Genomic DNA, 12,228 nt, shown 5'->3' with positions numbered 1-12,228 from the left:
GGACCGGGCGGCCCGCCTCACCGGGCGGCCCGCGAATGAGCTGCGGGAGAGCCCCGCCGCGAACATCGAGGGGGGCGCGGCGCTGCTGGCCGCCGCCCAGCGTGAGCTGGGCAGGCCGCTCGGCGGCGATCCTGGCGACTGGTACGGGGCTGTCGCGCAGTTTTCCGGGGCGGACGACTCCGCGACCGCCGCGACGTACGCGAACGACGTGTTCGCGGTGATCAGGGACGGCGAGCGGCGCACCACGGACAACGGGCAGCGGGTGGCGCTGCGCGCCGTGCCCGCGGTCGCGCCCGACACGTCCCAGCTGCCGGCGCTCGGACTGCGCAGGACCGGGGCGGCCGGGACGGAGTGCCCGCGCACGGTCGCCTGCGAGTGGATCCCGGCGCCGTACACGGAGTTCGGCGAGGGCGACTACGGCAACCACGACAAGGCCGACCGGCCCGCGTCGCAGACGGTCGACTCCATCGTCATCCACGACACCGAGGGCTCCTGGGACACCACCCTCAAGCTGGTGCAGGACCCGACGTACGTGTCCTGGCACTACACACTGCGCTCGTCGGACGGGCACATCGCCCAGCACGTGCCGGTGAAGGACGTCGCCTGGCACGCGGGCAACTGGTACACGAACGCCAAGTCCGTGGGCCTGGAGCACGAGGGCTTCTTGATCGCGCCGGACGCCTGGTACACGGAGGCGATGTACCGTACGTCGGCCCGGCTGGTGGCGTACCTGGCGGAGAAGTACGACATCCCGCTGGACCGGCAGCACATCCTGGGGCACGACACCGTTCCGGGGCCGACGGCCGCGACCGTCCCGGGGATGCACACGGATCCCGGTCCGTACTGGGACTGGGCGCACTACTTCCAGCTGCTGGGCAAGCCGTTCAAGGCGACGGCGGGCGCGGACGCGGGGGTGGTGACGATCCGCCCCGACTACGCCGCCCACCAGCCGTCGTACACCGGGTGTGTGACGGCAGGTGACGCCTGCGCGCCGCACGGCTCGGGGGCGGTACGGCTGCGCACGGCGCCGGACGCGAACGCGCCGCTGGTGAAGGACATCGGGCTGCGGCCCGGCGGCCAGGACTCCACGACCGGGGTGAACGACATCGGCGCGCGGGCCTCGACGGGCCAGCAGTTCGCGGTCGCCGGGCGTCAGGGCGACTGGACGGCGGTCTGGTACCTCGGCCAGAAGGCGTGGTTCGAGAATCCCCGCAAGCGGCCGACGGCGGTGGGGGCCGAGGCCTCGGTGCTGACGCCGAAGGACGGTCTCGCGGAGGTGCCGGTGTACGGGCGCGCCTACCCGGAGGCGTCCGCGTATCCGGCGGGGGTCCCCGTGCAGGCCGTGTCCCCGCTGCCGTACAAGGTGCTCGGCGGACAGCGGTACGTGGTGGGTGACAAGGTGCCCGGTGAGTACCTGTACGCGACGACCTTCGCCACCGCGGGTCACCAGGTGGTGCGGGGCAAGGAGCAGTACTACGAGATCCAGTACGGGCACCGGATCGCCTATGTGAAGGCGTCCGACGTCACCGTGCGGTCGTCGGGACGCCCGTCGGGCCACTGACCGCCGGACCACAGAAACGCCGGGCGCCGTCAGCCTGTGGGGGTCCGACGGCGCCCGGTCCCCTGTCCTCCTTGTGCCTTCGCCTTCCTTGACCGCCGTGCCTCAGTAGCGCAGGACGGCGGCGATCCTGTCCTGCCCGGCGAGCGCGTCGTCCGGCAGGAACACCACCTCGGCGCCCCCGTCGAGGGCCGACTCGACCAGTTCGTCGACGATGTCGTCCTGGACGCGCACGCCGGGGCCCTGCCCGTCGGGGTCCTCCACCGGCACCAGATGTCCCTCGCTGATCCGGACGGACTGGCGGTAGTGGTCCTCCACCGCGATCACTTCGGCGCGCTTCTCCCGTACCGACTCCCAGACCTCGTCGAGGCCCGCGGCGAAGGTCCTGCGTCCCTTGGCCGCGTCCAGCTTGTCGAACAGCTCGCGCTGCTCCCGCCGGTCGTGCGCGGCCCTCACCGGCTCGATCTCCTGCCGCAGGAGGGACGCGGGCCCGTCGGCCAGGCCGCCCTTGACGAGCCGGCCGACCGCGCAGTGCGTGGCGCCGCCCGCGTCCTCCAGCAGGGCGAGGGCGGGCGCGAGGCCGACGACGTACAGCGGCCGGGGGTGGCGGGCCAGCACCGACCCCATGGCCCGGTCGGCCGACCGCAGGAACTGCCGGATCTCCTCGTCACGGAAGGCGCCCGGGTCGCCGACGCGCTCCTCGCGCTCGGGGTCCCAGGTGTCCTCGGACGGGGTCATCGGGAATCCGTCGTCGCGGTGCTCGTGGAGCGTGTCTCCGGACCCGTCCCAGAGCGTCGCGCGGTCGGCGGCGACGCTCAGCGCCCAGTACGGGCGTGACTGGGCGGTCGCGGCCACCAGGTTCCGGGTGAGGTAGGTGTCGCCGAGGACGACCTGCTCGGGGACCTCGCGGGGCAGGTACCAGATCCGGTAGTCCAGGGTGTCGGCGAGGATCAGCAGCCCGTCGAGCGTCTGCCGCAGGTCCACCTCGGCGACGGCCCGGCCGATCCGGCTCTTGACGGCGGCCTTGCCCGCCCGGTCGAGACCCGGCTCGGCCTCCAGCCTGCGCCACGCCTCGGCGAGGAGGTTGCGCAGCCGTACCGTGTCCTGGTCGTGGTAGGGGTCGTGGCGGTGCGTGGGCATCGTCAGGGACACCGCGGGATAGGGGCGTGGGGTGCGCAGTTCCCGCAGGACGTCGGGCGTCAGAGCGTTGTTGTCCATGCTGTCCCTTCGCTCGATGAAGGTCCGGCAGCGGGCGGACGGCCGGCCGGTGCGCAGGCCCCCATACGTCCATCCATTTTGCGCGCGGGAGCGGCGTCCCGCAGGTCGGCGGCTGTGGCCCCGCCCGCCTGTCCCCGGCCACGCGCGGCGGCCGGGGACAGGATGGAGCGGGGACGGGTGGAGCGGGGACGGGTGGAGCCGGGCGTCAGGCGTCAGGCGTCAGGCGTCAGGCGTCAGGCGTGGAAGACGTACGTCCTGCCCGCCGTCGCCCGGAACCTGCGCTCGCCGCCCGGCAGCAGCGTGCTGCGTACGGTCAGGTCTCCCGTACGGCTCGCGCGCAGCGTGACGCGGGTGGCCCGGCCTCCGGCCCAGACGAGGTCGAGCGTGGCGCCGCCGCGGGCCCGCAGGCCGGTGACACTGCCGTCCTGCCAGGACGCGGGAAGGGCGGGCAGGATCTCGATCGGCCCGTGCTGGCTCTGTACGAGCATCTCGGCGATCCCCGAGGTGGCACCGAAGTTGCCGTCGATCTGGAACGGCGGATGGGTGTCCCAGAGGTTGGGCAGGGTGGAGCTCTTGAGCTGCTCGGAGAGCATCTTGTGGGCGTGGTTCCCGTCCCGCAGACGCGCCCAGAAGTTGATCTTCCATGCCTTGGACCAGCCGGTCCCGCCGTCGCCGCGCGCGGTCAGGGAGACCTTGGCGGCCTCGGCCCACTCGCTGCCGGCCTGGATCTGCCGGCCGGGGTGCAGCGCGAAGAGGTGCGAGACGTGGCGGTGGTCGTTGGTGGGGCTGTCCAGGTCGGCCTTCCACTCCTGGAGCTGCCCCCAGGAGCCGACGCGCAGCCCGGGGTCGAGCTGCGCGAGCGTGTCCTGGAGCCGGGTGCGGAAGGCGGGGGCGTCGCCGAGGGTCCTGGCGGCCTCCAGCGTGTTGGTGAGCAGGTCGTGGACGATCTGCTGGGACATGGCGGCGCCCGCCGTGAAGTCGCCCTGTTCCGGCGAGTAGCTGGGGGTGACGACCAGCGTGCCGTCCCGGGGGTCCGTACGGAGGTTGGCGAGCCAGAACTCCGCCGCCTCCTTCATCACCGGGTAGGCGGTGGTGCGCAGGTACTCGGTGGAGCCGTTGAAGCGGTAGTGGTCGTACAGCTGCTGGGTGAGCCAGGCGGCGGCCTCCGGGAACCAGAAGGACGTGGCCCAGTTGTGGACGCCCGTGAAGCCGTACGGATTGGTCTCGTTCTGCACGACCCAGCCGCCCGACCCGAAGATCTCCTGGGCGCTGCGGCGGCCGGGGGCGCGCATGGACTCGACGTACCGGTCGTACGGGGCGGTGGTCTCGGCGAGGTTGGTGACCTCGGCCAGCCAGTAGTTCATCTGGAGGTTGATGTTGACGTGGTAGTCCGCCGACCAGGGCGGGTTGGTCACGTTGTTCCACACGCCCTGGAGGTTCGCGGGCAGGGAGCCCGCGCGGGAGGAGGCGATCAGCAGATAGCGCCCGTACTGGAAGAAGAGCGCTTCGAGCGCCCTGTCTGCGGGGGTCGTCCCGCCGGTGTAGCCGGCCAGCAGCCGGTCGGTGGGCAGGTCGGGGAGTTCCTGGCCGATGTCGAGCGAGACCCGGTCGAACAGCGCGCGGTGGTCGGCGACATGGCGGGTGCGCAGATCGGTGTACGAGCGGCGGGCCGCCGCGTCGACGGAGCCGGTGACGGCGGCGTGCGGGTCGCTCCCCCGGTAGCGCGGGTAGGTGTCGGCGTAGTCGGTGCCGGCGGCGAGGACGAACCACGCCCTGGTGGCGCCGGTGACGGTGAGGGTGCCGTCCGTCCCGGCCCGGACGCTGCCGCCTTCGGTCCGTACCCGTATCTGTGCTTCGAAGCGCAGCCCGTTGTCCTGGAGCGCGCCCTTCACCGTCAGCCGGTCGCCGCTCGCGGTGGCGGTGAAGTCCTGGCGCGGCGAGGTGTAGCGGAGGGTGAAGGCGATCTTGCCCGGCTGGTCCGCGGTGAACCGTCCCGCGATGACCTTGCCGGGGTAGGAGGCGAAGAACTCCCGTGTGTACGCGACGCCTTGGTGGGTGTACGAGACGGCGGCGAGGGCGGTGGAGAGGTCGAGGGAGCGCCGGTACGAGGCGTCGGGGGCGGCCGGTGCGCCGGGCACCGCGAATTCCAGGTCGCCGAAGACCTGGTAGGAGCCGAAGCCGTGCTTCGGCTGGCCCAGTTCGGCGACGACGGCTTCGGGGGTGAGTCTGCCCTCGGTGTCCAGACGCTGCTGGACGGAGGCGAGGACGCCCGGCCTGGGCGCGGTCCAGTTGCCGTGGTCGTAGCCGCCGGCGGCGCCGGGACCGCCGGTCCACAGCGTCTTCTCGTTGAACGTGAGCCGCTCGGTGGCGAGTGTCCCGAACACACTCGCGCCGAGGGCTCCGCTGCCGATGGGCAGGGATTCCCGCTCCCAGTCGGCGGCGGGGGTCTGGTACCAGAGCGTCAAATCATCGGAGGGGTCGGCGGCGGCTGCGGTTCCGGCCATTGCCGGAACTCCCAGTGCGATAGCGCCCGTTGCTCCCAGTGCGGACTTGATGGTGGTTCTGCGGCTCATCCCTGGAGTCATGGCCAGCACGGTAAAAGTCCGATGACTGATTTGGCAATAGACATGACAAATCAGCTCCGCGTGCGGGGCGGAGCTGATAACGGCGGGCGCGGGAAGGAGTGGCGCGGAGGAGGGCGCCCGAGGGCGCGGGGCAGTGCTCAGCCCTGCTGGAAGAGCTCCGCGGGAAGCGGCTTGAGCAGCGCGTAGAGATCGTCGGTGATCGGCCGGTCCCAGCTGGCGATCGTCACGAGGACGTTGTCGCTCCGGTCGAACTGCACGCAGGAGATGCGGCTTTCGGAGAGCTTGAGGCGGCGCACGATCATGAGGTTGTCGCCCTGCATGACCGGCATGTCCTCGACGCCGACGACCTCGACCGGCTCCTCGTTCTCCAGCGCCAGCAGCAGCTGGGCCACCTCGAACGGGATCTGGCCGTCGAGCAGCTCCCGGGCCGGGGAGCCCTCGGGGAGGTTGCCGATGATCATCGCGGGGCCTCGGCCACCGAACAGGTCGTAGCGCAGGAAGACACCCTGGCAGCTGCCGTCGGGGGCGGGCAGCAGACCGGCCCCGAGGTTTCCGGGCCAGTCACCCGGATCCATGGCCAGGACATCGAAGTCCGGGCCCGCGGGTGTGGCGGCGCTGCGGCGGCGGAGAAAGGACATCCCACCATGGTACGGGTTCACGGCACCCCGGCGGAGCCGGGTGGGAACAGCGAGAGAGCCTTGGAGAGCGTTCTCCGGGAGGGCTCAGGAGGGCGCGTTCCGGCCGCATCGAACCGGTGGGGCGGGTGGTGCGGACGGGGTTGGTGGTGTGGACCGCGGGGGCGGGGCGCCGCGCCCGCTCCCGGGGTCTCCTCCTCCGTACCGCACCCTGTCAGGTGAGGTCGAACTCCCCCTCGCGTGCGTTGATCACGAAGGCCCGCCATTCCGCGGGGCTGAAAATGAGCGAAGGGCTTTCCGGCTTGCCGCTGTTGCGCATCGCGATGAAGCCCTCGACGAAGGCGATCTGGACATCACCCCTGCCCTGGCTGCCCGACCGCCAGTCCGCGTTGCTCAGGTCCAGCTCCGGCTTGTTCCAGCCCGTGAGCGGCTGATGGGTGGTGGTGCTTTCGGCCACGTCCTGCTCCTCCCGCTGCGTCGTCCCGGGCCAGACTATCGACCGCCGCCGGTCCCGGACAGGCCGCGACGGCACGGCACCCGGACCGCGGCCCTCGATCGCACGGACCCGCTCAGATGCCGAACTCCCGCAGCGCCGCCAGGAATTCGGCCGGGCGGGTGCGGTGGACCAGGTGCCCCGCGTCGATCGTGACCAGCCGGGCCCCCGGCACCCGTTCCGCCAGCCACCTGAACTTCTCCTGCGCGACATGGCTGTCGGGGCCGCCCGCGATCACCAGCGTCGGCGCGGTGATCCGGCCGAGCCCCTCCCGCCATGCCGGGTCCGGTGCGTTCAGCTCCGCGTCCACGGCGGGCACGAGCGGCCAGTCGTAGTCGAGTTCGCCCTCCTCCCGTACGGCCGGCGGGCGCGGCGGGTCCAGCGGGAGGAGCGGCGGGCTCTCCTCCAGGACGAGCCGGCCGAACAGGTCCGGCGCCTCCTGCGCCAGCAGGTACGCCGCGAAGCCGCCCATCGAGTGGGCGACGACGTCCACCCCGGTCAGCCCGAGCGCGGTCAGGAAGCCGCGCAGTTCGTCGCGGTAGCGCACCAGCCCGTACCCGCCCGGCCAGTCGCTCAGGCCGTGCCCGCTGAGGTCCGGGGCGACGACCCACCGGTCGCGCGCGAGCTCCCCGGCGATCTCCGTCCAGTCCAGGCTGTTTCCGCACCGGCCGTGCAGGAGCACCACCGGCGGCGCGTCCGGCTCGCCCCACGTGCGGTAGGCGATCCGTACCCCGTCCACGTCGACGCCGCGCACCTCCGGGTCCAGGAACGCCGCCACCGTACGGACGAACGCGCCCGGTTCGTCCACCCAGGGGAAGTGCGCCGCGCCCCGGACCACCGCCTCCCGAGCGTCCGGGAACAGTTCCACCAGCTCGCGCGCCCGCTCCGGGCGCGGACCGCCGTCCAGCTCGCCCGCCAGCACCAGCACCGGTACGTCCAGCGTGCGCAGCGCGGCCCGGGTCGCGGCCGGGTCGAACGCGCCCGCCGCGGAGTACAGCGCGGCGGCCTCCGGGTTGATCTGGCCGTCCGAGGCGGCGGAGAAGGCCCGTGCCGCGTCGTCCCAGCGTCCGTAGTTGAAGGGCGTGACCGCCGCCCATGCCCCGGGCGTCCCCCGGCCGGCCGCGATCTCCTCGGAGGCCGCGAAGGCCGCCTCGTACCAGGGCTCGGCGGAGCGCAGCGCCATCGCCTCCCGCTGATCCTCCCCCGTCGGCCCGATCCCGGCCGCCGGGACGACGGGCGCCACCAGGGTGAGGGAGCGCACCCGCTCCGGGTGGCGCGCCGCGTAGAGCGCGGCCAGGCTCCCGGACGCCGAGTGGCCGAGCAGGTCCATCCGCTCCAGGCCCAGGTGGGCGCGGAGCGCCTCGACGTCGTCGACCTGCCGGTCGCAGCGGTACGTGGCGTGGTCCGCCGGGACCGCGGAGCCGCCGGTGCCCCGCAGGTCGAGCAGGACCAGCCGCCGGTACGCCGCGAGTCCTCCCAGGTCGCCCAGGTACTCCGACGCCCGCATGGGGCCGCCGGGCAGGCACACCAGCGGCTCTCCCTCCCCCACCAGGTGGTAGGCGAGTTCCGTCCCGTCGTACGCGCTGAAGGTGGGCATGGTCCGATCCTCCCGGTCCCCCGCCGATCGTGCCAACGGCGTTCCGCGCCGGGTGAACACCCCCCTTGACGGCCGGGAGCGGTCCTGGATTACTGGCTCCGGGACCGATCGACCGAATGATCGGTCGTCCACCGGACGATCGGCCGTCCGGATCTCGACCGGGGAGAACAACGCCATGACACCTCTGCTGGACGCGGCGGAACAGCTCGGCCGCGAGGAGCTGGCCGTACTCCAGCTGGCGCGCCTGCGGGCCACCCTGCGGCACGCGTACGACCACGTCCCCTTCTACCGGCAGGCCTTCGACAAGGCGGGCCTGCGGCCGGAGGACTGTCGCTCGCTCGCTGATCTGGCCCGCTTCCCCTTCACCGCCAAGGCCGATCTGCGGGACAACTACCCCTTCGGGATGTTCGCCGTCGAGCGGTCCGGGGTACGGCGGATCCACGCCTCCAGCGGCACCACGGGACGGCCCACCGTCGTCGGGTACACCGAGAAGGACCTGGACACCTGGGCGGACCTGGTCGCCCGCGCGATCCGGGCGGCCGGCGGGCGCCCCGGGCACACGGTCCACGTGGCGTACGGATACGGGCTGTTCACCGGCGGCCTCGGGGCGCACTACGGCGCCGAGCGGCTCGGTTGTACGGTCGTTCCCGCGTCCGGCGGCATGACCGCCCGCCAGGTCCGGCTGATCCAGGACTTCGAGCCCGAGATCATCATGGTGACCCCCTCGTACATGCTGACGCTGCTCGACGAGTTCGAGCGCCAGGGCGTCGATCCCCGGACGACCTCCCTGCGGGTGGGCATCTTCGGCGCCGAGCCGTGGACGGAGGAGATGCGGCGGGAGATCGAGGAGCGGTTCGCGATCGACGCGGTCGACATCTATGGCCTGTCCGAGGTGATGGGTCCCGGCGTGTCCTTCGAATGTGTGGAGACGAAGGACGGCCTGCACATCTCGGAGGACCACTTCTACCCGGAGGTCGTGGACCCGTTCACCGGTGAGGTGCTGCCGGACGGCGAGGAGGGCGAGCTGGTCTTCACGTCGCTCACGAAGGAGGCGATGCCGGTCGTCCGCTACCGGACGCGCGATCTCACCCGGCTGCTGCCCGGGACGGCGCGGACCTTCCGCCGGATGGAGAAGGTCACGGGCCGGACGGACGACATGGTGATCCTGCGCGGGGTGAACCTCTTTCCCACCCAGATCGAGGAGATCGTGCTCCGTACGCCGGGGGTCGCCCCGCACTTCCAGCTGCGGCTGACGCGCGAAGGGCGGATGGACGCGCTGACGGTACGGGCCGAGGCGCGCGCCCCGGCCGGTCCCGAGGTCCGGGAGGACGCGGCGCGGGCGATCGCGGCGGCCGTCAAGGACGGCATCGGGGTGTCGGTGACGGTGGAGATCGTGGATCCGGAGACGCTGGAGCGTTCGGTGGGGAAGATCAAGCGGATCGTGGATCTGCGGGACTGAGCAGGGGTGCCGGGCGGGTACGCCGGGGCCGTTCCCGGCCTCACGGGCTGATGGCCAGGAACACGAACGCGGCGAAGATACCCAGGTGCACCCCGCCCTGGAGCAGCGTGGCCCGGCCGGGTGCCACGGTCAGCGCGCCGACCACGACGGTCAGGGCGAGCAGGACCATGTGGACGGCGTTGAGCCCGAGCACCAGCGGCCCGTCCAGCCAGATCGTGGCGAAGGCGATCGCGGGGACGGTCAGCCCGATGCTCGCCATCGCGGATCCGAGCGCCAGGTTGAGGCTGGTCTGGACGCGCTCGTGGCGTGCGGCCCGTACGGCGGCGATGGTCTCCGGCAGCAGCACCAGCAGGGCGATCACGACCCCGACGACGGCGTGCGGCAGCCCGGCCGACTCCACCCCGGACTCGACGGTGGGCGAGACGGCCTTCGCGTCCCCGACGACGGCGATCAGCGCCACGAGGAGCAGCACCAGGCTCACGGTGGTCTCACGGCGCGTGGGCAGCGGCGCGTGCGTGTCCTCCTCCTTGAGCTCACCCTCCTGGGTGACGGGCAGGAAGTAGTCGCGGTGACGCACGGTCTGTACGGCGACGAACAGCCCGTACAGGAGCAGGGAGGCGACCGCCGCGAAGGCCAGCTGCTCGGTGGAGAACTGGGGACCCGGGCGGCTCGTGGTGAAGGTCGGGAAGACCAGGGTGAGCGTCGCCAGGGTCGCGACGGTGGCGAGCGCGGCGCCGGTGCCCTGCGCGTTGAACACGGCGGTCCTGCTGCGCAGCGCCCCCACGAGCAGGCAGAGGCCGAGAATGCCGTTGCAGGTGATCATGACGGCGGCGAAGACGGTGTCCCGGGCGAGCGTGGCGGTCTTGGGGCCTCCGTCGATCATCAGGGTGACGATCAGCGCCACCTCGATGATCGTCACCGCGACGGCGAGGACGAGCGAGCCGAACGGCTCACCGACGCGGTGGGCCACCACCTCGGCGTGATGGACGGCGGCGAGTACGGCTCCGGCGAGGCAGAGGGCGATCAGCCCGACCGCGTACGGCGGCACGTGGCGTCCCCAGCTGAACACCAGGGCGACCACCGCGATCAGCGGCACCACCACGGTCCACCGGGACGTCAGTGCCCGGATGCCGGTGCCTGTCCTCATGCGCGTCACGCTGCCAGAGGTGGCGGGGGACCGCGCGGCGGGCTGCGCCGTACGCCACGCGGGGGTTTCATTGCCTCACTGCCGCCTTCCTCCCGGGAGGCTGACGGAGCCTCCCGGGGAGGCTGAAGGAGGCTGCCGGATGGCGGAGGACGCTGGGGGTGCCGGGGACGCCGTCCCGCCCCGGCTACGGCGGCGGACCACCCTGCGGCACGGTTCCCCGGCGCGGGCCGGGCTGCTCGCGGCGCCGCTGGAACGGCTGGTCGCGGAGGCGACCGCGTTCCTCGGCCCCTCGCCCGTCCATCCCTGGTACGCGGGCGCCGTCGTCCTCGCCGGGCGCGGCGGGACGGTGGCGCTGCACCGGGCGCTCGGGACGGCGGTGCGCTACCGGGCGTACGACGAGAGGACCGCCACCGGGGTGGAGTTCCCGGCGGATCAGCGGATCGCGACGGCCGGGGACACGGTCTACGACCTCGCGTCCGTGTCGAAGCTGTTCACCGCGATCCTGGCGGTCCGGCGGATCGAGAGCGGGGAACTGGACCTGGACGCGCGGGTGGCCGCGTATCTGCCGGAGTTCGGGGCCGGGGGCAAGGCGGACATCACGGTGGGTCAGCTGCTGACGCACACCTCCGGGCTGCGCGCGTGGGTCCCGCTGTACGGGGCGCCGACGCGGGAGGGAAAGCTCCGGATCCTGTGGAACGAGTCCCCGGCGCATCCGCCGGGCGGCGGCTACCTGTACTCGGACCTCAACCTGATCACGCTCCAGCTGATCCTGGAGAGGATCACCGCTCGCACGCTGGATGTCCTGCTCCACGACGAGATCACCGCTCCGCTCGGGATGCGCCGCACGCGCTACAACCCGCCCGCCTCGTGGAAGCCGGAGATCGCCGCCACGGAGGACTCCCGTCCGCCGTGGTCGGGGCTCGACCGGGGGCTGGTCCGGGGCGAGGTCCACGACGAGAACGCGTACAGCCTCGGCGGGGTCGCGGGGCACGCCGGGGTCTTCTCGCGCGCCTGGGACCTGGCGATCCTCGCCCGTACGCTCCTCAACGGCGGCGCGTACGGGCGGGCCCGGATCCTGCGGCCCGAGTCGGTGCGACTGATGTTCACGGACTTCAACGCGGCGTTCCCGGGGCACGCCCACGGTCTGGGGTTCGAGCTCCACCAGCACTGGTACATGGGCGCCCTGGCCACCCCCGGCTCGGCGGGGCACACCGGCTTCACCGGTACGAGCCTGGTCCTCGACCCGACGACCGACTCGTTCCTCGTCCTCCTCAGCAACGCCGTGCATCCCGTGCGCGGTTGGCGTTCCGGGAGCGCCCCCAGGGTCGCGGCGGCGAACCTGCTGGCGCGCGCGGTGCCGGTCAGGTCCCGTCGGGGCCGTACGGCGTGGTTCCGCGATCCGGCGGACGTGGGGGCCCCGGCCACGCTCACCCTGCCGCCGCTGCGGCTCGCCGGCGGACCGGCCGTCCTGGAGGCCGACCTGTGGTGGGACGCCGAGCCCGGGGCGGACGTGGTGTTCCTGGAGGCGTCCGTGGA

Annotated in this window: 9 protein-coding genes; 3 read left to right on the top strand and 6 right to left on the bottom strand. The window is 72.6% G+C overall.

Annotation, left to right across the window (positions count from 1 at the left end):
• Positions 1 to 1,561: N-acetylmuramoyl-L-alanine amidase (locus tag GT042_RS02475; protein WP_161307052.1), on the top strand; the 1,561-nt coding region annotated here is incomplete at its 5' end.
• Between the two features lie 102 nt (positions 1,562 to 1,663).
• On the opposite strand, the gene GT042_RS02470 is transcribed toward GT042_RS02475, so the two are convergent.
• The 5 genes from GT042_RS02470 to GT042_RS02450 all read right to left on the bottom strand — a co-directional run bounded on the left by GT042_RS02470 (position 1,664) and on the right by GT042_RS02450 (position 8,086).
• Entirely contained in the window at positions 1,664 to 2,776 is a 1,113-nt protein-coding gene (locus GT042_RS02470; protein ID WP_161307051.1) for a chemotaxis protein, read from the bottom strand.
• Positions 2,777 to 3,009: 233 nt separating this feature from the next.
• A complete protein-coding gene (locus GT042_RS02465; protein ID WP_237530411.1) occupies positions 3,010 to 5,280 on the bottom strand; it encodes a glycoside hydrolase family 95 protein in 2,271 nt (756 codons plus the stop codon).
• Between the two features lie 218 nt (positions 5,281 to 5,498).
• Positions 5,499 to 5,999 (bottom strand): hypothetical protein, encoded by a 501-nt coding sequence (locus GT042_RS02460; protein ID WP_161307049.1) that lies wholly within the window; start codon positions 5,997 to 5,999, stop codon positions 5,499 to 5,501.
• Positions 6,000 to 6,210: 211 nt separating this feature from the next.
• On the bottom strand, positions 6,211 to 6,453 hold the full coding sequence (locus GT042_RS02455) for a DUF397 domain-containing protein (protein ID WP_161307048.1): 243 nt from the start codon (positions 6,451 to 6,453) through the stop codon (positions 6,211 to 6,213).
• Between the two features lie 112 nt (positions 6,454 to 6,565).
• Positions 6,566 to 8,086: an alpha/beta hydrolase gene (locus tag GT042_RS02450; protein ID WP_161307047.1), complete on the bottom strand. Its 1,521-nt coding sequence runs from the start codon at positions 8,084 to 8,086 to the stop codon at positions 6,566 to 6,568.
• 175 nt (positions 8,087 to 8,261) lie between these two features.
• Between GT042_RS02450 and paaK the strand changes: the two genes are divergently transcribed.
• Entirely contained in the window at positions 8,262 to 9,545 is a 1,284-nt protein-coding gene (gene paaK, locus GT042_RS02445) for a phenylacetate--CoA ligase PaaK (protein WP_161307046.1), read from the top strand.
• 40 nt (positions 9,546 to 9,585) lie between these two features.
• Here the strand turns inward: paaK and GT042_RS02440 are convergent, their stop codons facing one another.
• Complete coding sequence (locus GT042_RS02440) at positions 9,586 to 10,692, bottom strand: ionic transporter y4hA (protein WP_161307045.1); 1,107 nt, start codon at positions 10,690 to 10,692, stop codon at positions 9,586 to 9,588.
• A 139-nt stretch (positions 10,693 to 10,831) separates the two neighbouring features.
• On the opposite strand from GT042_RS02440, the gene GT042_RS02435 reads away from it, so the two are divergent.
• A partial coding sequence (locus tag GT042_RS02435) for a serine hydrolase (RefSeq protein WP_161307044.1) occupies positions 10,832 to 12,228 on the top strand: 1,397 nt, incomplete at its 3' end.

The organism is Streptomyces sp. SID3212 (assembly GCF_009865405.1).
GTDB lineage: Bacteria > Actinomycetota > Actinomycetes > Streptomycetales > Streptomycetaceae > Streptomyces.
Note: the sequence above shows the minus strand (reverse complement) of the source record. Positions and strands in the feature narration are given on the sequence as shown.